This is a genomic window from Bacillus cereus group sp. Bce041 (genome assembly GCF_052646455.1).
Genome location: NZ_JBQXON010000007.1, coordinates 122,767 through 145,364, shown reverse-complemented (window position 1 = coordinate 145,364; position 22,598 = coordinate 122,767). Strand labels below are relative to the sequence as shown.

Below are 22,598 nucleotides of genomic sequence, written 5' to 3'. Positions count from 1 at the left end.
CCTCATGTTTGTATTATTTACCAAGAAAGCTCTTCTTGAAGAAGTCTAGTTGGAAATCTAATGTAAGTGGATCATTGAAATAGAATTCCATCATGTTTGCTTCATATACGCGATTATTTTTTACTGCTGGGATGTTTTTATATGATTCTGTCTCTTGGAATGAGTTATCAGTATCTTTGTTTTTACTTACGATTAAGTAATCACCAGCAAATTCAGGTAATACCTCAGTAGATAATGCGTAGTAACCTTCTTTTAATGCTTTCTCTTTTACTTTTTCAGGCATTTTTAATTTCATTTCTTGGTACAGGATTTCTGTTCCACGGCCCCAGTTCTCGCCGTATACATAAAGCTGTTTGTTGAAGTTTTCTACAACAGAAACTGTTGCATCTTCACCGATTTTTGCTTTAATTTCTTTACCAGCTTCTTGTGCACGTTTCTTGAAGTCATCAACCCAAGTTTTTGCTTCTTTTTCTTTATTTAATAACTTACCGATTTCTAAATGCTGTGTTAAGTAATCAACTTTTCCGTAAGTGTATGTTACAGTAGGCGCGATTTTCTTTAACTTATCGACATTTTTAACATTTGATAAACCGATGATTAAATCTGGATTTAGTTCAGCGATTTTTTCAACATTTTCATCAGATACTTCAGCAACATCTTTAAGTTTGCTATCAAAACGTGGGTTTTGTTTAGACCATGAATCTACCCCAACAAGATTTACACCTAATGACATTACGTTACCAGCGAATGATGATAATACAACAACGCGTTTTGGATTTGCAGGAACTTCTACTTTTTTACCATCTTCAGATTGGTATGTAATTGTTTCTGATTTGCTACCTTTTGCATCGTTCTTTTTGTCTGTAGAGCTATTGCTACAAGCGCTCATAACAAGAACGAAAAGGACTGTTAGTGAAATAAATAACTTTTTCATCGTCTTTCTCCTTTAACATAGATGATATGTGTATACAATAATTTGTTTAACTGCAATCTTTTTGAAATAGTAGTGGTAATGCAAAAAAATTTATTAAAAATCTTGAATATGAGATTTTATAATATAGTAATAACCATATTAATGAAAGAAGATGTAATCTCAAATTTGCTAATTATTAACAAAATGATAATGATTATCACTATTGATTCTTTAAATAATATAATTTTATATAGGTGTATTGTCAATAGTAATTTTGATTGTAAATTTTGCGGAAACAGGTTATATTTTATTGAGAATGATAATCAACGATTAATAGCTGAGGAGTGAGCACGAATGAATCGAGAAGAATTGTTTGATGTAACCGTGATAGGCGGAGGACCTGCAGGGCTTTATTCAGCTTTTTATAGTGGACTCAGAGAAATGAGAACGAAAATAATAGAATTTCAACCACATTTAGGTGGAAAAATACATGTGTATCCGGAAAAAATGATTTGGGATGTAGGAGGACTATTGCCAGTTACAGGTGATAAGTTAATTGAACAACTTGTACAGCAAGGGTTAACATTTAAGCCGGAAGTTGTATTAGATACAAAAGTAGAATCGATTATTCGTAATCAAGATGGTACTTTTACATTAAAAACAAGTACTGGCGAAGAACACTTTTCAAAAACAGTTATTGTCGCAACAGGAAGTGGTATATTGAAACCGCAAAAGTTATCTATTGAAGGTGCTGAGCGATTTGAAGTATCGAATTTAAATTATACAGTTAAATCTTTAAAGCGTTTTAAAGGTAAAACAGTTATTATTTCCGGTGGAGGCAATTCTGCTGTTGATTGGGCAAATGAATTGGAACCAATTGCGAAAAAAGTGTATGTAACTTATAGAAAAGAAGAATTATCTGGTCATGAAGCACAAGTAAAACAACTTATGAACAGCTCAGCGGAGTGTTTCTTTAATACATCGATTACAAAATTAATTGCCGGTGATAATCATGAAGCGATCGAATATGTAGAATTAACAAATCATGAAACAGGTGAGGTTTCTCATTTACCTATTGATGAAGTTATTATTAATCATGGATATGAACGCGACATTACATTATTAGAAAATAGTGAGTTAGACGTTGCAATTATAGATAATTATTATATTGCAGGTAATGCAAATAGTGAGTCTTCAGTAGATGGATTATATGCTGCTGGAGATATTTTAAAGCACGAAGGGAAACTACACTTAATTGCAGGTGCATTCCAAGATGCTGGAAATGCTGTGAATAAAGCAAAGCAATTTATCCAACCAGATGCAAGTGAGTACGGAATGGTTTCTTCTCATAATGAAGTATTTAAGAAGAGAAATCGCGAACTGATTAAGCAGATGATAAAATAATAAGGAACAAGTATACCCCCACATACTTCTCTATTCAAATGGATGAGAGATGTACGTGGGGGTTTTCCTGTTTACTATATTTTCAATCATTATAATGACACCGGTTTCATCAGTTCATATGATATGAACATTTTATTGGTAAAGCATCCTAGAAAACAATTTAGATATGTTTTGCTTACGCAGAACATGGCTAAATTACGCTGTCCCTTTAGCGCGTTCATTAGGAAATGGCATATTTAGTATAGAAGCAATATACTGTTTTCCGTGTTTTCGAGCCAATGATTCTAATATTTGACGGACGCGTTTTGTAAGATGGCCTTGTTTTTTGATGGCTTCACAATATGCGTCATAGAAAGCATATTTAGCCCAAAGGAAATCATCTTGTTGGAATAAGAAATGATTTTTGTACCATTCACCAATTGTATGATAACAATTGTTTTCATGTATTGCTGTGCTTTGAGAAAGAAAACGATCAGATAAAGATACATTCAAATGAGAAATTGTGTTTTCTGTTTCAACTTGTAGTGTTTTTTCTAACATTGTAATGATGTGACGAGTAGCCATATGTTAACTCTCCTTTGTGTAAATGGGTAATACCATTCTATATTTAAAAAATTCTTACTATATAATACTATACAATATATGGAATGCATCTACCTGCTTTTTGAACTGCATTTACAAAATCTTTTTTATTTGTTTACAAAAATAAAGTAAAGTAAGATACAGTATAGATGAAAAAATAATAAAGGAATGAACGCATTGTATATAACAGTAGAAGAGACTGCGGAGTATTTGAATTTACCAAAATCGTATATTGAAGAGTTAATTCAGCAAAAGAAAATTCGTGCGCTATTCGATGGAGAGCAATATTTAGTAAATAAAGAACAATTTAATACACATTTAGAACAAATGGAGAAATATAAGCAATTAGTGGAAGAAATATTGAACGAACCAATTCCAGAAGATATGGATGTTAAAGACGAAGATTAAACTATGGAAAATCCCTTATGAAGATATGCAGAAATGTATATTCATAAGGGATTTTTTGTTTGAAGATATCAAAAACATAAGGAGTTCTTAGCCTTTCTTCAAATTTTGATAGGTAGTAGTCTACCATGTTAAAAGCATATTTTTTTCTAGCTAGGACAAACATAGAGAACGTAACCTGTACAGATACATATACTATCAGTGCAAAAGCTTATAAATTAATGGAAGGGGTTTTCTCGTGAGTTTATTTCATTGTGATTTTCTGAAAGACTTAATTGGATCTTTTGTGAGAGTAAACAGGGGTGGTCCAGAATCTCAAAAAGGGACAATAGTCGCTGTATGTTCGGATTACTTTGTATTAAAGAATGAAAAAGGAGAGCTCTATTACTATCAGATTCGTCATCTGAAAAGTATTACAAAAAATGTGAAAGATTGTAAAGCAGATGATTGCAGATGGTTGGAATGTGAATGTGAAGATGACTTTGAAAAGTTACTTCAAAGCTTCAAATATTGCTGGGTGAAAATTAATCGTGGTGGCCCAGAGAAAGTTGAAGGTATTTTACAAGATGTTTCTTGTGAATTTGTGACACTAATTGTAAAAGAAGAAGTTATATTAGTTGCAGTATCTCATATTAAGAGTGTAACAGTACCTTGTAGAGAGAGCGAAGAAAGCGAAAGTGAAAGTAATGATTCAGGTCGAGCTCGCGCACAAAGACAGTCAAGAAGAGGAAGATAATAAGAAAGGAGGATACAAATTTGGAAAGTATATTATGCTGTGAACAAATTAAAGGCTTAGTCGGTGAGACTGTAAAAGTAAATCTTCGTGGACCAGAGAGTCGAGTGGGGGTACTTGTATCGTTAGGAAGAGATTACCTTACATTACAACTTCCTCTTGGTGAATTAGTATATTACCAATTGAAACATGTGAAGAGTCTAGTTAAGAAAGTGAAAGAAAGTAAATGTGGCGATGGCTATGTTTCATGTTTCTGCTCTGATGATGATACTTTCGTCGATGTATTACGTGACTTGAAGTATAAGTGGGTAAAGATTAACCGTGGCGGCCCAGAGTGTGTAGAAGGCCTATTAAGTGAAGTGCATGAAGAATGTATTACGCTAGTAAACGGTGATGAAGTTATTTATATCATTAATTATCATATTAAGAGTGTGAGTCAAGTAGTGAAATGTAAAAAGAATGAAGATGAATAATGTTTAATAAATAAGAGGGGCATTATGAGGGAAAGAGAAGAACAATTTCTTATTTCGATAGTATGAAAAGGAATTACTTACTATTAAGACAGAACATTGCCCTGATTATTTTTTTGAAACGGAAGATAGGAAAGCTGAAATTCATAGGAAGGAGGATATAGATGAATGAGTTAAACAAAAGTATTGGGGAAAATATATATGTTAAATTAATCGGTGAAAAAAAGGTTTAAAGGTATATTAATAGACGTAGGAAATGACATTATTGTTCTTTACAATGGACAAGACTATGTATATATATCTTTATATCATGTACAATACTATAAATTTTTAAGACCACATGACGAAGACATACTAAAACCAGATGTTGATTCTGTAATTAAGAGGGAATCCCCTTCAATTTCTTTGAGAAAAGTATTAAGTACTTCTAAAGGGATTTTTACAGAAGTTTATGTAGCAGGAAATGCTCCAATACATGGTTATGTTACAAGTGTGATGAACGACTATATTGTTTTTTATAGTCCGGTTTATAAAACGGTATATATATCTTTAAAGCATTTAAAATGGTTAATTCCGTATAAAGAAAACCAAGTACCGTATGCCCTCAATAAAAATGAACTCCCCGTAAATCCGTTAAATATTACATTAGCTAGAACATTTGAAGAACAGCTTATTAAAATGACTGGGAAAATTATGGTGTTTGATTTAGGTGAGGAGTCCAATAAAATTGGAAAAATGGCGAAAATTGATGAAGGTCATATTGAAATATCAAAAGCACGTGATGCAAAAATGTATGTGAATATTCAACATGTAAAATCCGTCCATTGTCCGTAGATTAGTTGGAAGGGCTGACTTTTTCTTTTATATGCAGAAGAAAAGGTCGAGCCTATTTGTTTTAGTTTAATTTGAAGATGAGGGGAAAAATGAATTGAATATAAACATAGTATAGTGTGATTTTTTAAAAGGTAACTTTACACTAACTTATAAAAATTGTGTACGAGCTATCTTTTTATGTATTCAATTTATTTTTTGAGGAGGAGCTGCTCAACTAATTTATTAAAGGGGTTTTGTTTGTGGAGCAGTTTCCGAATTCGTTATCAATTACATTGCTTGGTAGTGCTGGTGGAGCAGCAAAAGCAGTTTTAGCAATTTTAAATCAAGCGATAGCAAATGAAAAAGATCCAATTTATGAAGTATTAAAGAATGCCAAATTTCATTTGGTGGATATAAAACAAAAAGATAGGACTTATTATGATGAGTTGTTTTCGAATTTGAAAAGTCAATTATATTTATATGAAATAAACCTTCAAAATGTAGTGGAATTTAAACAACATTTAAAAGAAAAAAGAACGAGTGTTGTGATTGATGTTTCAGGGGCAGATACAATTAGAGTATTAAGCTGCTGTAATGAACTAGGAATTTGTTATATTAACTCAGCCTTGGAAAATGAGGCAGTAGATCAGGACGATAGCTTAATCGGCTTTCAGCTTACGGAAAGATATACAAGGTTTGAGAAGGAGAAAGAGAAATTTACAAATACAAAAGCGATTATAGGTTCAGGTATGAATCCAGGTGTTGTTCAATGGATGGTTGTTGAGCTTATGAAGGAACGACCAAATGAAAGGCCAAGAGCATGTTATATTGTAGAACATGACACATCGTTTTTGAATGATACAGCACTTATAAAGCCACATACACTTTATGCTTCATGGGCAGTAGAGCGATTTTTAGATGAAGCAATCTGGAGTTATCCGATGTATATGAGTCATCATCGTCCTCTTTACTTTTATGAAGATGTATATGCTTCAGAGTATAAAGTGAAGTTAGGAGAAAAAGAATTCTATGGTTGTTTAATGCCACATGAGGAAGTATTAATTTTAGGGAAAAACTTTAATATGGAAGTTGGTTTTCTTTACCGAATTAATGAGTATACAACAAATATAATTAGACAGAACTTAGATCAAGTAGAAGATTTATGGAACTGGAATCGTAAAGTGTTTAATCCAGCGGAAGAAGAGGTTGCTGGAGAGGACTTGGTCGGTGTGTTACTCGTTTATGAAAATAGTGAGACATATATGTATAATGTGATGAATAGTAGCCAAGTTTTTCGTAAATATAAAACGAATGCAACGTATTTTCAAGTAGGGTGCGGGATTTATGCGGGCTTGTCCAGTTTACTTTTAGATCAATTTGAACAAGGTGCTTATTACGTTGAGGAGTTGTTATTAAATACAGAAAGTAAGTACGGTGAGTATTTAAATTTATATATGAAGGATTTTGTAATAGGGCATAATAATTTTACGGATGGATTGTTACATGACAGGGTAAGATGGATGTAAGTTGTTACCAAAAGGAAGGAGAGATCTCCTTCCTTTCATTATTATAAGGTTAAATATTGCCCTGAAAGCAATTTCATACTTATACTTTAAGGAGATAACAATGAAAGTTTTTTGTATCGATCAAGGGGAGTTTTTATATGAATAAATACAAGAGCTTGATTTATGAAGAAAGAAGAGCCTTAAAGGTATTTATATTATTATTTTATATTATATTCTTTTTATATGACGCTATATATTATTTTGTATATCCTGCTATGAATATTAGTGGAACAGCGGTAGGTTGGCCAGAAGGTAGTCTTGGGATAGGTGTGCCTATATTTGTAATAGCATTATTTCCTATTTCTATATATCTTCAAAAAAGAGGGTATGTATATTCTGTAAAATATTTATTTTTATTTGGGTACATGTTTATCAATCTTGTGAATAATTTAATGATTTATTTGCGAACGGATAGACCTTTTGAACATGGTAGTATGGTAGAAATGTTATTAATTTTATTTGCCCCAGTTTTCGTGAATAGAAAATACTTTTATTTAGTGTCCTTTAGTGTAATTGGAAAGTACGTATTTTTCACATTGCTATTACAAGATTTAAAAGTGGTAATTCCACTTGTTTTATGTATATTCTATTTCATTATTTCACATTCTTTATTAAAACGATTTCAATCTTATGTAAGAACAGTGGTTGAAATGATGAACAATATGAAAGAGACGGAAAATTTAGCTGTGATTGGGACTATGTCTACAACAATTGCCCATGAAATTCGAAATCCGCTAACAGCGTTAAAAGGGTTTACGCAAATGCAAAAAGAAAGAAATCCAACTGATACGATGAGCTACGACATTATGCTACAAGAAATTGAAAGAGTCAATGGATTTGTTAGTGAATTGATGTTGTTAGGAAAACCAAAGCCAACAAATTATGAAAGGTGTAATATACGAGACATCCTTCTATATGTTGTGCATCTAATGGAAAGTTATGCAACGCAATATAGAGTTAAATGTCATTTACAAGTAGATGGGAATTTACCGGCTATAAACGGTGATGATAAGCAATTAAAACAAGTGTTATTAAATATCATTAAAAATGGAATAGAATCAATGCCAGAGGGTGGGGAAATTCATATCCGTGTATATCAAAAAACGCAAGGACATTTGTGTATTTCTGTTGAAGACCAAGGATTTGGTATAGAGAATGAGAAGTTAGAAAAAATCGGCAAGGCGTTTTACACAACAAAGGAGACTGGTACAGGACTTGGATTAATGATTACATATAAAATTATTAAGGAACATCAAGGGAGTATCACGATCCAAAGTAGTGTAGGAGTAGGAACGAAAGTAGAAATTTTTTTGCCGACCTTTTAATGTATTGGGAGAAAAGATTTTTCAGAAAAGTGTTCTTGTTGTGTAAATATAAACATTTTATAAAATGTTTCAAGAAGGGTTTTTTTTATAAAATACTTCGTTTATAATGGAGGAAAATATCGACATGAGATTGATTGCTCATGTAGCGGTTCAGTAGTGTTATGAAAAGATAAGAAGGGGTGCACACGCATCCTTTTTTCTATGCAGATATTATGAAAGAGGTGGTATGATGGAATTAACATTAAATTCGACTGTATGTTTACACACGATTCAATTTCGAAAAGAGCAAAAGAATTATATTGTAAAAGATACAATTACAGGAGAAAAATATGAAATGCCGCCACTTTGGATTGATGCATTGGCAATGATGCGTGACGGTTTTTTATTGGGGGAAATTGAGGATAAATTAAAAGAAGAGTATCCATCCGAAGAAGTGAATATGTTAGCATTCACGAGGCAACTGTTAGAACTAGAACTTGTTGAAATGGTAGATGGAGAAGAGATAGCTTGCACAAAGAAGAAAGAGATAGATTGTTTAGCTTGGGTGCGTCCTCGTGTGGAACAATTCTTTCTTAATTTAAATAGAAAATATAGAAGCAAAGACCAGTAGTGGCCTTTGCTTTTTTTATAGGCTGTGTTTAAAAAATAACAGCAAATGCTCTTGCGAAAGCACCGTCACTATTTTTAATTTTTAAAGGTGCTGCTGAGAAAAAGAAACGTTTTGCTTCGATAGCATCTAGATTTGTTAAGTTTTCAATTAAGTAAATATCATTCCCTAGTAATATGTGATGAATCGGTGATGTTTCTGTTGTGACTTCATCAGGAGAAATGAAATCTAAACCGATAGATTTTACTTTTAATCGCACTAGTTCTTTAGCTAATTCTTCAGAAAGATAAAATGCTTCCTTCTCATAAGCTTCTGTATTCCATTTTGTGGATAGATTAGAATGAAAAATAACAATATCACCTTCTTTTATGTCAGTATTATGCAATACTGTCTTAGGTAATTTTCGCTCTTGAATATGTGTTACATCTATAAGAACAGCTTCACCTACAAATTGATCCAGCGGTAATTGATCGATGGTCGTTGCGCCTGAAATAAAATGCGCAGGAGCATCACAATGCGTGCCAACATGAACGACAGAATGAAAATCTGTAACTTGATATCCTGATTCTTCAACACTTGTAACAGCTTCTAGTTGTATTTTAGGTGTTCCAGGAAATTGAGACATATTATTTTCAAATGTTTGTGATAAATCAATTACTTTCATTTTACATACCTCCAATATATGTTTTTCAAATAATAAAAAGCTCATCCTTCAGTATCAAGAAAGATGAGCTTTACATGCTAGTTGAGTTTTATCTTCCAAAATGCATTGCATTTTGCAGGAATTAGCACCTATTCAGTTTGTATAAACTGAGGTTGCTGGGCTTCAAAGGGCCGGTCCCTCTGCCTCTCTTGATAAAGAAGTATTCAGTTTTTAAAATCGGAATTTTCCGATATTTAAATTGTAATTCATTTCCTTTTTGCGTGCAATACAAAATAGGTATTCACCCAAATAAAGCTGCTCGCATATTGTAGCTTATGTAAATAGAATGCTGCGAAGGAGTGAGTGCAGTGACAGGAAATGTATTAAATTATTATGCTGGTGGTAATACAGCTAGGGGATTTCACAATTTATACGAAGAGAATTTAAAAGGATTAGACAGATTATTTATCTTAAAGGGTGGCCCAGGAACGGGAAAATCTTCTTTAATAAAGGCAATAGGTCGTGAATGGATTGAAAAAGGATATGATATTGAATTTTTACATTGTTCTTCTGATAATAAATCGGTTGATGGTGTAATTATCCCACAATTAAAAGTAGGAATTGTTGATGGGACATCGCCGCATGTTATTGAGCCAAAAATGCCAGGAGTTGTTGAAGAGTATATAAATTTAGGAATTGCTTGGGACTCAGATAAACTAAGAAAGCAGAAGTTAGAAATTGAAAGATTTGTTTCAGAAGCAAGCAAAGCTTTTCAGTCTGCTTACGCACGTTTTAAAGAGGCATTGGTTATACATGATGAGTGGGAGAAGATATATATTGATAATATAGATTTTAATAAAGCAAATGAACTAACCAATCAGCTAATCCAGAAATTATTTGCAGATAAAAGCGGGAGACAATCGCTTGTAAAACATCGTTTTTTAGGAGCTGCTACACCGAAAGGAGCAGTTGATTTTGTTCCTAATTTAACAGAAGGGTTACCACATCGTTATTTTATAAAAGGGCGCCCAGGCTCTGGAAAATCAACGATGCTCAAAAAGTTAGCTAAGGCAGCTGAAGAAAAAGGGTTTGAAGTTGAAGTATATCATTGCGGATTTGACCCGAATAGTCTTGATATGGTTATCGTAAGAGAATTAGGTTTTGCAATTTTTGATAGCACCGCACCACATGAATATTTTCCAAGTCGCGAGGGTGATGAAATTATTGATATGTATGCCCTTATTGTTACGCCAGGGACGGATGAGAAATATGCGAAGGAAATTCGTGATGTTTCCATTCAATATAAAGCAAAAATGAATGAGGCGATGTCTTTCTTAGCGAAAGCAAAATCGATTCGTGATAAATTAGAACGAATTTATATTGCTGCTATGGATTTTTCAATAGTAGATGCATATAAAGAGGAGATTCAAAAAGAGTTTGAACGAATTGCTGCTACTGTAATTGAAAAGCAACAATAGACGTTTCATTAGGCTGTCAGTAATTTCTGACAGTTTTTTTAGTATGTAGTAAAATTAATAGTGTATTGTCGAATTTCCAGGGAAATAATCAAAAAATGGAGATGTTATGAAATGAGAGAGAAAATCGAGTTGGAGTTAGAAAGAATTGAAAAAGAGAATGATGTAAAAATTTTATTTGCGGTGGAATCAGGGAGTCGTGCTTGGGGGGTTCCATCGAAAGATAGCGATTATGATGTTAGGTTTGTTTATATACATCCGGTAGAATGGTATTTATCAATTCATGACAAACGAGATGTAATTGAATATCCAATTAGTGATGATTTAGATATAAGTGGTTGGGATATTAAAAAGGCGTTGCAACTATTCGCGAAGTCGAATCCTGCTTTACTTGAGTGGATTCGATCACCAATTTTTTATTCGAAAAACTCTAATTTTCCAGAACTACTTCAACAGATGAGTGAGAAGAATTTTGATCCAAAAGCAACGATATATCATTATTTACATATGGCGTCGAAAAATTATCGTGAATTTTTGCAAGGTGAGAATGTAAAGCTGAAAAAGTACTTTTATGTATTACGTCCCATTTTAGCTTGTAAGTGGCTAGAAGAGAAAACGACTTTACCTCCTGTAGAGTTTGACCGATTAATTACAGAATTATCATTAGAACGTAGCGTATTAGATGAAATTGAAAAGTTGTTAATAAAGAAAAAAGCAGGTACTGAATTAGATGTTGGATTGAAAATTAAGGTGCTAAATCAATTTTTAGAAGAACAAATTCATTACTATCAGCAATATGTAAAAGGAATTGAAAAGGGATCAGGAATCGATATTGAGAGTTTAAATACATTGTTTCGAGATATGTTGTTTGAAGCATATGAAAAAGAGCACAAGTAAGTTTGTGCTCTTTTTATTTTGTAGGAATGAAGAAAACAGATATAGCTGCGATAAGACCTGCAAAGGAGAATAAGTAAAAATTCCATGCTAAGTCATATTGCATTGTCATAATAATACCGACGAGAATTGGGCCAGCAATTGCACCAACTCGGCCAAGCCCCAGTCCCCAGCCTAAGGAGGTAGCTCGGATATGTGATGGGAAGTATTGTGTTACATATGCATTTAATATTTGAGTAATACCGACTGATCCAAAACCAGCAAGGCCAATTAAAAGATAAATGATTGTAACAGATGGTTTGATTGTTAATAGTCCGATACATATGGCTGCCATAAGATAAGAGATGCTAATAACAATTTTTGCTCCTATACGATCAGCAATTGCTCCAGCGAATAATGCGCCGATAGCTGCGGTAATATTTAGCATAAGTAGAAATGACAGACTAGACCCAAGAGGATATCCTGCCTGGCGCATCATCTGTGGTAACCAAGTGTTTAAACCATATATTAAAAACATTCCCATTATATAAGTGATCCAAAAAAGTAGCGTTGCTTTTATGTATTCTTTTGAGAATAAAGTAAAAAATCCATTTTTCTTTCGTATAATAGATGGGTCTTGATGAGTTTTATCTTTTACATGAAATTCAATTTGAAAACGATTAAGAATTTGGTTCACTTCTTCTTGGCGATTACGTGATAATAAAAATTGAATGGACTCGGGTAAATAGCGAATAATGAAAGGAATGAGGAGTAGTGGAATCATTCCGATACCAAACATAATTCTCCATCCGAAATCTTCTAACATAAGCATGGACAAAATAGCACCTAACACGATACCTAAAGGATAGCTAGTAAACATAAGAGCATAAATAAAAGATTGCCTTTTTTTGGGTGAATATTCAACAGTAAGTGCTGAAGCTGTTGGGATAACACCGCCTAATCCGATTCCTCCTATAAATCGAGATAATCCAAATAACTCAGGAGAAGGAGCGATAGCCGCTAAACCCATTGTGATAGAAAAAAGTGCTAAACAGCATATAAGCGTCCATTTACGCCCAATTAGATCTGTAATCGTTCCAACTAGAATAGCTCCAATAAACATCCCAAATAAAGCATAGCTTGCAATTGTACCAGCATGCGCTGGTGATAGCGCCCAGCTTTTGTCTTCTAGGAGCTTTGGTAGAACGGCACCGTAAATACCTAAATCATATCCATCAGCTAAAATGGCTAGCCAACAAATAAAAACAACAAGTTTTGTAATAGAGCTTGGAAAGATAGTTTCTGTAGATTCTAGATGAGGTGGAGCTGAAGGTTGCATAATATTCACCCCTTTTAATTTGTAGATGAATATATTATTTTATTTAATGTTAATATTTTCCTCCTTGTGTCGAATTTTATCTGAAAAGGGTTTATAACAAATAAAGAAGTTCAACAGTAATTTTGTTGAACTTCTTTATTAGTTTACTCATTATCAACTCGTTTTAACGGTTGATCTGCTGGGCCTTCAATAACGTCCCCCTCAATAGAAAAACGAGAACCGTGGCAAGGGCAATCCCAAGTACAATCACCATTATTCCATTCAACTTCACAGCCGAGATGTGTACAAGTTGTATCGACGATATGTAATTTTCCTTCTTTGTCTTTATAAGCACCTGCTCGTTTACCGTTAACATGTACGACAGATCCTTCACCAACTTCGAGATCTTCTGCCTTACGTAATGCGGTTTCAATCTTTCCTTCAATTAAATGTTTCGCAACATCAATGTTTTGGGAGAGGAACGTTTTTATATCTGGATTTGCATGGAAGCGTGATGGTGCATACAGTTCTTTATAGGGACTGTGAACTTTTAGGATGGAGTCCTTCAGTAGGTGAGCGGCAGCAGTTCCAGTTGTCATTCCCCATTTGCGATATCCAGTTGCAACAAATATATTTGGATTTCTTTCGTTAATATGTCCGATATAAGGAAGCTTATCTAGAGTGATTAAATCTTGTGCTGACCATCTATAAGGAACTTCGTCTATTCCAAAAGTTGCTTCAGCAAAAGAATAGAGTGCTTCATAATGAAGCATCGTATTTATTCCTTGTCCTGTTTTATGACTCTCTCCGCCAATCAAAATTAATTTTTCTCCATTGTTTGTTATATAGCGTAAGGAGCGCTTTGGATCATCGATACTTAAAAACATACCACCTGGATACTCCGTTTTTGCTTTTATTGCAAGAGCGTAGGAGCGTTCTGCGTACATTCGCGTAAAGAAAAAGCTATTCGCATCATAAAAAGGAAAATGTGAACAAGAGACGACATATTCACAAGTGATATGATGGCCCTCTTTTGTAATTATTTGTGGATAATCTCCCTTTTCCACATCCATAGCTGTTGTTTGTTCGTAGAGCTTTCCGCCCATCTCCACAAACTTTTCTAAAAGTGTTTTTAAATAAAGAAGGGGATGGAATTGTGCTTGATTTTTCATTACAAGCGCAGATTGTACTGGAATAGGAATCGATAGAGATTGAACATAGTCACAAGGTATATTTAATTTTTGATAAGCTTCATATTCTTTCGTTAAATTTCTTAATCCGTTATCGGTAGTTGTATATAAATATGAATCTTCATTTGAGAAATTACAGTCGATTTTATATGTTTGAACAGTTTCATTTATGAATTGTAGAGCCTGATTATTTGATTCATAGTAAAGCCCGGCCTTTTCTACACCGAAATGATTTATTAATTCATCATAAATAAGATCATGTTGTGCTGTTACTTTCGCTGTTGTATGCCCAGTTGTTCCATTTAAAATACGACCAGAATCAATTAAAACAACATCGATGCCTTCTTTTGCAAGTAAATAGGCGGTAGTAATACCTGTAATACCAGCACCGATAATAGCAACTTTCGTCTTTATATTTTCGGATAAACGAGGGAAAGTAGGAAACTGAGTAGATTCAATCCAATAAGATAGCGGCAGTTGTGGAAATGTATCACTTGTCATTGCGGAAACCTCCTGATTTTAGAACAATTTTCCTTTTAATATTTCCATATTATATGAAATTCATGTGTGTTGTTTTAGAAGTAGTCTATTTTTATTAAAAGAGGTTATAAATTATTTTAATATAATTAATTAGATGGGGCATTATGAAGTGGTAGGATTTATATAAAACTAAATTCAAGGGATTCTGTTTGTTGATTACATAGGGAGTTATTGAATGAGATAGAGTCTATGGCGTTTAAGAAAATGTCTATATATAGTGGGTAAATCCTTATGGAATCTATACATTTTCTTTAGTGAAATAAAGTATGATTATAAAAATATAACCACCTTTTATTACTAGGTCATAAAAGGTGTTGACAATATAGAAATTCTATTGTTATGATTCATCATGTGGAAAGGTTGATAGAGAGTAAAAAGAGAAATGTTTTTCATTGATAATAAAAGCGAAAAATAAGTGACGATAGAGTGAGTATATTTTCCTTATAATAGATGCTTTTTGGATCATCTAGTAAAATCAATCTGGAAGCAAGAATTGATATATGTAAGTTGCGCAAGGCGCGGCATAAGAAAGGAGCAAAAGGATGAAGGAGCTTCATACGTTTGGGTGGTATGCAGCACGTGTATCACCACATTTGCCGAAAAAAGCATTTAAACCAGTGCCTACTCGTTTATTTGGTGGACTGGCTTATTTGCTTGTGGCATTGGCGGGGTTAATATCGATTGGTGTATTTGAATTGAATGTGTGGGCGAATCTAGGAATTGCGATTGTTCTTGGGTTATGTTTTGCTTCACTAGGATTTTTAGGGCATGAAATTTTACATGGAACTGTTGTAAGAAAGGCATGGCTTCGTGACTTCTTAGGCGCGATTGCATTTATGCCATTATCAACAGGGCCAAAGCTTTGGAGAAAGTGGCATAATGCAACGCATCATGTTCATACACAGCATGAAGAGAATGATCCAGATGCATGGCCGACACTTGAGAAACTTAAGAAGAGTAAGTTTTTGAGTTGGGTATATCGTATGCCTTTACATGTACGTTCATTCTTTAGTTTTCTGTCACTAACAATTCAATTTACATTGCATTCGACTCGAATGTTCTTTCATTTTATAAAAGAGTTCAAGTCATCCAATCAAAAATCTGTATGGCTTCAACTTCTTTTGCCTTGGACAGTTTGGATTAGTTTATTGTTTATTATGGGACCTGGAAAATGGTTATTTGCATATGTCATTCCGTTGTTAATTGCTAACTTTATTGTAATGGCATATATCGCAACAAATCACCGCTTAAATCCAATTGTTCCAGTAAATGATCCGTTAGCAAACTGTTTGTCAGTAACAGTGCCGCGCTGGGTAGACGTTTTACATTTCAATTTCTCATATCATACAGAACATCATCTGTTTCCCGCTATGAGTTCTAAATACTATCCGTTAGTAAAAGAGAAGATTAAAGAAATGTGGCCGGAACGCTATCATGAGATGCCGATGACAAAAGCTTTGGCAGCGCTATGGAATACACCACGTGTGTATTATCAAGGAAGTGAATTAGTGGATCCGCATAGAGAGCATTTCTATGGTTCTTTAGGAAATGGACTAGATCCTCATAATATTTCATATCGTGAGGAACATATAGAAGAAGAAAAGAGTATTAAAAAAGTAAATCAGTAAAAATTAATATATTTTTGCAATGAAAAAGCAAGCCATCTCAGGCTTGCTTTTTCTTATAAAGAAACTTCCTTTTTGTTCCTTTTATGGACTTGGACGGAGTTAGTTTCTTTTCGTTGTAGTCGTTTTTCTAAAAGATTAACAAAATAAGTAAATAGAAGAACAAGTATGAGATAGTATGCACCAACGATTATGTAAGTATCTAATTGTTGGAAATTACCTGCTGCAATTGATAAACCTGAACCCCATAATTCGGACATTCCTACATAAGCAACAAGTGAAGAATCTTTTAATCCGATAATAAATTGGTTTCCTAGAGGAGGAAGAGACAGACGAAATGCTTGTGGTAATATAATTCGTCGCATAGCTAAAGGATAAGGCATGCCTAAAGAGCGAGCTGCTTCTAATTGTCCCCGGTCAACGGATTGAATAGATCCACGGAAAATTTCCGTAATATATGCTCCGTTATGAATTGCTAAAGCGATTGCACCTGCCCAAAAAGGGGTGAAAACAACAACGGATGTAATTCCAAAATAGAGAATGGCAATTTGAACAATTAAAGGTGTACCACGAATAATAGCAATGTAGACATGAGCGATACTATTTAAAACTTTATTGTTAGAGATTCGAAAGAAAGCGAATAATAATCCAATTAATGAACCGAGTACTAGGGAAGTTAATGTTAATTGTAATGTGACAATAGTAGCCTTTAAGAGTGTGGGATAGGAAGAGATAAAAATTTCAAACATGCGTTTCACCTCATATTGTATGGATTTTAGTAGAGAATGAAATGCCCCACATAAAATGAACATTTAATCAGTGGGGCATTGTTTATGAATCTTTTGAATGGCTAACTTACTTCGTTTTTTCCTCTTCACCGAGAATATTACGCCCGAACCATTTTTTACTGATCTTTTCATACGTACCATCTTTAATGATTTCATCTAACGCTTTATTTACTTTCTCAACCATTTCTTTATCATCTTTGTGAATAGCAATTCCCATTTCATCAAGATTTAATGGTTTTCCGGCTTCTTTTATCTTCGATTTTCCTTCTTTTATCATACGTAGACCAACCATTTGATCCGTAATTACTGCGTCAACACGCCCAGGCTCTAAGTCCATAAGAGCAGTAATATCGCTGTCATATTCTGTGATTTGATCTGTATATTTTGCAACAAGATTTTTAAAGGTACTAGCTTTTACAACACCAATTTTCTTACCTTTTAAATCTTCTGGAGAAGAGATAGCGGTATTCTTTTTAGCCACAAAAATTTGGGCGCCAGAGCGATAGTACGGATTTGAGAAACTAACAGCTTTTAAGCGCTCCTCTGTAATTGCCATACTACCCAGTATTACATCATATTTCTTCGCTTGAAGACCTTGAATCAGCGTTTCCCATGGGTTTGTAACGGGCGTAGCCTTCATGTTCATCTTTTTAGCAAGAGCTTCACCGATTTCTACATCAAAGCCGACAAGTTTGCCGTCATTTTCTTTATAGTTAAAAGGTTTGTATAATCCACTCATCGCATAGCGAAATTCTTTTTCACTATTTGATGAAGTAGTAGAGCTTTCTTTGCTACAAGCTCCTAGTATGAAGGATGTACATAGTGTAATGCTCGCAACAATGGTTAATAGTTTTCTTTTCATAAAACCCCTCCTATATATTGATCATACGGATGGTTTTTTAGTATGTTATTGAAATTTTTTATTTGGATGATTAGTTGTGCACCGTATGAATGTATTCTTTTTCGTTTGAAACAAAAGTTACATTATAAAACGTTGCGTAAAAATTGTTTTGCCCGTTCATGTGATGGAGCTGAAAAGAATTGTACTGGCGGAGCATCTTCTACAATCTTTCCATCGTCCATAAAGATGACGCGATCAGCTACATCTTTTGCGAAATTCATTTCATGAGTAACAATAACCATTGTCATCCCTTCTTCAGCAAGTTCTTTCATAACTTGCAATACTTCTCCAACAAGTTCAGGGTCTAAAGCTGAGGTAGGCTCATCAAATAGCATAATCTTAGGGCTCATTGCAAGAGCTCGTGCAATGGCAATGCGCTGTTTTTGACCACCTGAAAGAAGATGAGGAGTTACATCCGCTTTATCTTGAAGGCCGACTTTTTGGAGAAGTTGATTTCCAATATCCTGTGCATTTGCTTTCTCTAATTTTTTTACGTGAATAGGTGCTTCTATGATGTTTTCTAGTGAGGTCATATGAGGAAAGAGGTTAAAGTGCTGAAAAACCATACCGACATTTTCACGGACTTTATTTAAATTTGAATGCTTTGGATCAATTCGCTCACCTTGTAAGTGAATTTCGCCTTCATCGTACATTTCTAAAAAGTTAAGACAGCGAAGTAATGTACTTTTACCAGAACCACTGGCACCAATTAAAACAACAACTTCTTTTTCCTTTACTTCTAAATCAATTCCTTTTAACACATCAAGTGAACCGAATGATTTTACTAGATTTCGAACTTGAATCATACAAAACCCCCAGTTAAAAATATATTTTACAAATGTTGCCCTGTATTTCTGTTATTAGTCATAAATTGTCAGAATCCTTTATTTTTTTCGTGCAATTTGATATTCAAAGAAATAATGATTTTTAAAATCTCTATATCCTTCTATAATGAAAATATGGATAATAATATATAGGTAGTATTTATATTGCTTATAAAAAGGGGGAAAGGGAAGATGGAAAAAGAAAGAAAAACATTTTCTTTTGGATTACGTACACAACTTATGCTATTCACTACAGTTTTAGCTTTCATTACATATTCAACAAGTATATTTTTTATTTACGTGATATACGATTATTTTCAAAGTTATGTAAGTCAAACTGTATATAATATTATCGTTATGTTATTAGGGGTAGTATGGTCTGGAATTTTAGCATATGGAGCAGCCGTATTTTTAATTAAACCGCTTCGCAAGTTAGAGGAAGCGGCAAGAAAAGCAGCTGAGGGTGATATTCGTGAAGATGTTCCATTACCGAAGACAGATGATGAAATTAAATCTTTAAGTGTTGCATTTAATATGATGTTAGGAAACTTAAGGGGCATGGTAAAAAATATTGATACAACATTTTCGTATACAAATAATCAAGTACAGCAGATTAGAAAACAAACAGGCGAAGCAACGAGACAAGCGCAAGGTGTATCTGAGACACTTGCAGAGATTTCTTCAGGCGCTGAGCAATCAGCGGCATCAATTCAAGCAATTGTTTCTGCTGTTGATACAACGACTTCTATTGCAAGTGAAGTAGAAGAAAAAGCGAAGCAGTCTGATACATTGTCTTCAGAAATGGTTGAAGCTTTAGGGCATAGTACTCGTGTCTTTACGTCTTTAATTCAAGGTATTCAAACATTGGCAAAAGAAAATGAAGATTCAATGCAAAATGTACAGAAGTTAGAAGAACGAATGAAACAAGTAGAACATATTGTGTCTGTTGTGAGTGCGATTGCTAGCCAAACGAATTTATTAGCACTAAATGCTTCTATTGAGGCAGCTCGCGCAGGAGAGCATGGAAGAGGCTTTGCGGTTGTTGCGGAAGAAGTACGTAAACTTGCTGATGAAAGTGATCATTCTGCAAGAAACATATCGCAGTTATTACGGAATATGCAAGATGAAGTACAACAAGTTGCAATGAAAATGACAGAACAAGTGAAAATAGCTAAAGAAGAGGCGAAACGTGGGGAAGCTACGGAATTAATTTTAAAAGAAATGTCATCAAGTGTTATGGAAGTAGCCGATGCAACTCAGCAAATTAGTAGTTATATGAATGAACAAGTGAGCCACATTCATCAAACAGGAGCACAAACAAAAGCTGTAGCAGCAATTGCTGAAGAAACGTCAGCTGGTTCGCAAGAAGTAGCACGTGTGACGCTACAACAATCTAAAAATATGATAGTAATCGATCAATTATTAAAGGATTTAGAGAAGCAAGCAACTGATTTGAAACAAACAATTGAACGATTTTCAATGTAAAAGGAAGAACAGAATATTGTTCTTCTCTTTTTTATTTAGCTTGATTTAATATTTACAGTTAAACTATGAACGTTTCCGCAACATTCTTTTCTGTCCCTTTCGGATGAAAATTATAGCGAGCTATAATATTAAAAGGGGTGTCTTTTATGAAAAAAGAAAAAAGACAACGGTTAATTAAACAATTTGTAAAGGAGTATGAAATAGATAAGCAAGAAAGATTAGTAGAATTGTTAGCAAAAAAAGATGTATTAGTAACACAAGCTACGGTTTCTCGCGATATTCGTGAGTTAAACTTAACGAAGGTACCTTCTCAAGAAGGATTAATGATATATAAAGTTTTCTCAGAAGAGCATTTACAAACTGATATAAAGTTAAAGAAAAAATTACGAGAAGTTGTTGTAAAAATTGATTGTGTAGATCAATTAATGGTTATTAAAACATTACCTGGTAATGCACATGTTATTGGTGTTTTATTTGATGAGTTAGATTGGAAAGAAAAAATAGGATGTATATGTGGAAATGATACATGCCTTATAATTTCACAGTCGAAATCAGATAGGGAGATTATAGAAGAAAGATTAAATTTAATTATTTAGATGCGAAAATCCTGTTTTTAATAAAATTAAAAACAGGATTTTTGTTTAAATACGGAAGTTAAATATTCAATATATATGCGTAATATATGTATTTTTTATTGAGAAAGCAAGATAGTTTGTTATAAAAATACATATTCGTATGATTTTAAAAAAATAACTTGTTTAATATTTCACAATGATAATGTGGATGCTTTCACAAAGATGAAAGTACAGAGCATTTATTATGTACTTGTAAGACATCAAACATATTTAAAAGGAGGTACAACAAATGAAACATCCGATACATGTTACTTCAGAAATTGGGGAATTACAAACTGTTTTATTAAAACGACCGGGTAAAGAAGTGGAAAACTTGACGCCAGATTATTTGCAGCAATTATTATTTGACGATATTCCATACTTACCAATTATTCAAAAAGAGCATGATTATTTTGCACAAACGTTACGCAATCGGGGTGTTGAAGTTCTTTATTTAGAAAAACTAGCCGCTGAGGCGTTAGTAGATAAAAAACTTCGAGAAGAATTTGTTGATCGTATTTTAAAAGAAGGACAGGCCGACGTAAATGTTGCACATCAAACTTTAAAAGAATATTTACTTTCCTTTTCAAATGAAGAATTAATTCAAAAAATTATGGGCGGTGTACGGAAAAACGAAATTGAAACAAGTAAGAAGACACATTTATATGAATTAATGGAAGATCACTATCCGTTTTACTTAGATCCAATGCCTAATTTATATTTTACTCGTGACCCAGCAGCTAGCGTGGGCGATGGCTTAACGATAAATAAGATGAGAGAACCAGCGCGTAGACGTGAATCATTATTCATGGAGTACATCATTAAATATCATCCAAGATTTGCAAAACATAATGTACCAATCTGGTTAGATCGTGATTATAAATTTCCAATTGAAGGTGGCGACGAGCTAATTTTAAATGAAGAAACAATTGCGATTGGAGTATCTGCTCGTACTTCAGCTAAAGCAATTGAACGTTTAGCTAAAAATCTTTTTAGCCGACAAAATAAAATTAAGAAAGTGTTAGCAATAGAAATTCCAAAATGTCGAGCATTTATGCATTTAGATACAGTATTTACAATGGTTGATTATGACAAGTTTACAATTCACCCAGCCATTCAAGGGCCAAAAGGGAATATGAATATTTATATTTTAGAAAAAGGATCAGATGAGGAAACTCTTAAAATTACACATCGTACTTCTTTAATGGAAGCATTAAAAGAGGTATTAGGCTTAAGTGAATTAGTTCTTATTCCATGTGGAGGAGGAGATGTAATTGCTTCTGCTCGTGAACAATGGAATGATGGCTCGAACACATTAGCAATTGCGCCAGGTGTAGTTGTTACATATGATCGTAACTATGTATCTAATACGTTATTACGTGAACACGGTATAGAAGTGATTGAGGTGCTAAGTTCGGAATTATCTCGTGGTCGTGGGGGTCCACGTTGCATGAGTATGCCAATTATTCGTAAAGATATTTAGTATAAATAACGGAGAAAGTAGG

At 33.7% G+C, this 22,598-nt stretch carries 20 protein-coding genes, 3 pseudogenes and 1 riboswitch; of the genes and pseudogenes, 15 read left to right on the top strand and 8 right to left on the bottom strand.

What is annotated here, in order from left to right:
* Positions 1 to 13: 13 nt before the first annotated feature.
* Positions 14 to 934, bottom strand: a complete 921-nt coding sequence (locus tag ACUN13_RS21690; RefSeq protein WP_000732597.1) for an iron-hydroxamate ABC transporter substrate-binding protein — start codon at positions 932 to 934, stop codon at positions 14 to 16.
* A gap of 333 nt (positions 935 to 1,267) precedes the next feature.
* Between ACUN13_RS21690 and ACUN13_RS21685 the strand changes: the two genes are divergently transcribed.
* Positions 1,268 to 2,317 (top strand): NAD(P)/FAD-dependent oxidoreductase, encoded by a 1,050-nt coding sequence (locus ACUN13_RS21685; RefSeq protein ID WP_001078298.1) that lies wholly within the window; start codon positions 1,268 to 1,270, stop codon positions 2,315 to 2,317.
* A gap of 195 nt (positions 2,318 to 2,512) precedes the next feature.
* Here the strand turns inward: ACUN13_RS21685 and ACUN13_RS21680 are convergent, their stop codons facing one another.
* Positions 2,513 to 2,881 (bottom strand): hypothetical protein, encoded by a 369-nt coding sequence (locus tag ACUN13_RS21680; protein WP_000235474.1) that lies wholly within the window; start codon positions 2,879 to 2,881, stop codon positions 2,513 to 2,515.
* 186 nt (positions 2,882 to 3,067) lie between these two features.
* Between ACUN13_RS21680 and ACUN13_RS21675 the strand changes: the two genes are divergently transcribed.
* The 7 genes and pseudogenes from ACUN13_RS21675 to ACUN13_RS21645 all read left to right on the top strand — a co-directional run bounded on the left by ACUN13_RS21675 (position 3,068) and on the right by ACUN13_RS21645 (position 8,820).
* Positions 3,068 to 3,307, top strand: coding sequence for a helix-turn-helix domain-containing protein (locus ACUN13_RS21675; RefSeq protein ID WP_001998970.1), 240 nt, complete (start codon positions 3,068 to 3,070; stop codon positions 3,305 to 3,307).
* 235 nt (positions 3,308 to 3,542) lie between these two features.
* Complete coding sequence (locus ACUN13_RS21670) at positions 3,543 to 4,040, top strand: spore coat protein (RefSeq protein WP_098519471.1); 498 nt, start codon at positions 3,543 to 3,545, stop codon at positions 4,038 to 4,040.
* 20 nt (positions 4,041 to 4,060) lie between these two features.
* Complete coding sequence (locus ACUN13_RS21665; protein WP_000443836.1) at positions 4,061 to 4,510, top strand: hypothetical protein; 450 nt, start codon at positions 4,061 to 4,063, stop codon at positions 4,508 to 4,510.
* 161 nt (positions 4,511 to 4,671) lie between these two features.
* A pseudogene (locus tag ACUN13_RS21660) lies at positions 4,672 to 5,341 on the top strand (DUF2642 domain-containing protein).
* 239 nt (positions 5,342 to 5,580) lie between these two features.
* The gene (locus ACUN13_RS21655; protein ID WP_000434728.1) at positions 5,581 to 6,846 is read left to right on the top strand and encodes a hypothetical protein; all 1,266 of its coding nucleotides are present in this window, start codon (positions 5,581 to 5,583) and stop codon (positions 6,844 to 6,846) included.
* A gap of 137 nt (positions 6,847 to 6,983) precedes the next feature.
* Positions 6,984 to 8,210, top strand: coding sequence for an ATP-binding protein (locus ACUN13_RS21650; RefSeq protein ID WP_088345713.1), 1,227 nt, complete (start codon positions 6,984 to 6,986; stop codon positions 8,208 to 8,210).
* Between the two features lie 229 nt (positions 8,211 to 8,439).
* Positions 8,440 to 8,820 carry a hypothetical protein gene (locus tag ACUN13_RS21645; RefSeq protein ID WP_025688459.1) on the top strand — a complete coding sequence of 127 codons (381 nt, stop codon included), beginning with the start codon at positions 8,440 to 8,442 and terminating at the stop codon, positions 8,818 to 8,820.
* 28 nt (positions 8,821 to 8,848) lie between these two features.
* Here the strand turns inward: ACUN13_RS21645 and ACUN13_RS21640 are convergent, their stop codons facing one another.
* On the bottom strand, positions 8,849 to 9,481 hold the full coding sequence (locus tag ACUN13_RS21640; RefSeq protein ID WP_006926178.1) for a cyclase family protein: 633 nt from the start codon (positions 9,479 to 9,481) through the stop codon (positions 8,849 to 8,851).
* Positions 9,482 to 9,566: 85 nt separating this feature from the next.
* A riboswitch (SAM riboswitch) is annotated at positions 9,567 to 9,679 on the bottom strand.
* 149 nt (positions 9,680 to 9,828) lie between these two features.
* On the opposite strand from ACUN13_RS21640, the gene ACUN13_RS21635 reads away from it, so the two are divergent.
* Together ACUN13_RS21635 and ACUN13_RS21630 are read left to right on the top strand one after the other, a co-directional pair.
* Complete coding sequence (locus tag ACUN13_RS21635) at positions 9,829 to 10,938, top strand: PRK06851 family protein (RefSeq protein ID WP_006926177.1); 1,110 nt, start codon at positions 9,829 to 9,831, stop codon at positions 10,936 to 10,938.
* A 111-nt stretch (positions 10,939 to 11,049) separates the two neighbouring features.
* Positions 11,050 to 11,832, top strand: coding sequence for a nucleotidyltransferase domain-containing protein (locus tag ACUN13_RS21630; protein WP_445423949.1), 783 nt, complete (start codon positions 11,050 to 11,052; stop codon positions 11,830 to 11,832).
* 13 nt (positions 11,833 to 11,845) lie between these two features.
* Here the strand turns inward: ACUN13_RS21630 and ACUN13_RS21625 are convergent, their stop codons facing one another.
* Both ACUN13_RS21625 and ACUN13_RS21620 read right to left on the bottom strand, forming a co-directional pair.
* A complete protein-coding gene (locus ACUN13_RS21625; RefSeq protein WP_025688463.1) occupies positions 11,846 to 13,147 on the bottom strand; it encodes an MFS transporter in 1,302 nt (433 codons plus the stop codon).
* 143 nt (positions 13,148 to 13,290) lie between these two features.
* Positions 13,291 to 14,817 carry an FAD-dependent oxidoreductase gene (locus tag ACUN13_RS21620; protein WP_025688465.1) on the bottom strand — a complete coding sequence of 509 codons (1,527 nt, stop codon included), beginning with the start codon at positions 14,815 to 14,817 and terminating at the stop codon, positions 13,291 to 13,293.
* 581 nt (positions 14,818 to 15,398) lie between these two features.
* Here ACUN13_RS21620 and ACUN13_RS21615 point away from each other — a divergent pair.
* Positions 15,399 to 16,484, top strand: a complete 1,086-nt coding sequence (locus ACUN13_RS21615) for a fatty acid desaturase family protein (protein WP_000661226.1) — start codon at positions 15,399 to 15,401, stop codon at positions 16,482 to 16,484.
* A gap of 53 nt (positions 16,485 to 16,537) precedes the next feature.
* Here the strand turns inward: ACUN13_RS21615 and ACUN13_RS21610 are convergent, their stop codons facing one another.
* The 3 genes from ACUN13_RS21610 to ACUN13_RS21600 form a co-directional block, all read right to left on the bottom strand.
* Entirely contained in the window at positions 16,538 to 17,293 is a 756-nt protein-coding gene (locus ACUN13_RS21610) for an amino acid ABC transporter permease (protein ID WP_002025246.1), read from the bottom strand.
* A 43-nt stretch (positions 17,294 to 17,336) separates the two neighbouring features.
* Positions 17,337 to 18,131 (bottom strand): ABC transporter substrate-binding protein, encoded by a 795-nt coding sequence (locus ACUN13_RS21605; RefSeq protein ID WP_025687821.1) that lies wholly within the window; start codon positions 18,129 to 18,131, stop codon positions 17,337 to 17,339.
* Between the two features lie 122 nt (positions 18,132 to 18,253).
* Entirely contained in the window at positions 18,254 to 18,976 is a 723-nt protein-coding gene (locus ACUN13_RS21600; RefSeq protein ID WP_000616927.1) for an amino acid ABC transporter ATP-binding protein, read from the bottom strand.
* Positions 18,977 to 19,186: 210 nt separating this feature from the next.
* On the opposite strand from ACUN13_RS21600, the pseudogene ACUN13_RS21595 reads away from it, so the two are divergent.
* The 4 genes and pseudogenes from ACUN13_RS21595 to arcA all read left to right on the top strand — a co-directional run.
* Positions 19,187 to 19,537 (top strand): annotated as a pseudogene (locus ACUN13_RS21595) (HAMP domain-containing protein); the annotation flags it as partial.
* A gap of 369 nt (positions 19,538 to 19,906) precedes the next feature.
* Positions 19,907 to 20,479: pseudogene (locus ACUN13_RS21590) on the top strand (methyl-accepting chemotaxis protein); the annotation flags it as partial.
* A gap of 146 nt (positions 20,480 to 20,625) precedes the next feature.
* Positions 20,626 to 21,075 carry an arginine repressor gene (gene argR / locus ACUN13_RS21585; RefSeq protein WP_000711826.1) on the top strand — a complete coding sequence of 150 codons (450 nt, stop codon included), beginning with the start codon at positions 20,626 to 20,628 and terminating at the stop codon, positions 21,073 to 21,075.
* 268 nt (positions 21,076 to 21,343) lie between these two features.
* A complete protein-coding gene (gene arcA / locus ACUN13_RS21580) occupies positions 21,344 to 22,576 on the top strand; it encodes an arginine deiminase (protein ID WP_025687822.1) in 1,233 nt (410 codons plus the stop codon).
* Positions 22,577 to 22,598 lie beyond the last annotated feature (22 nt).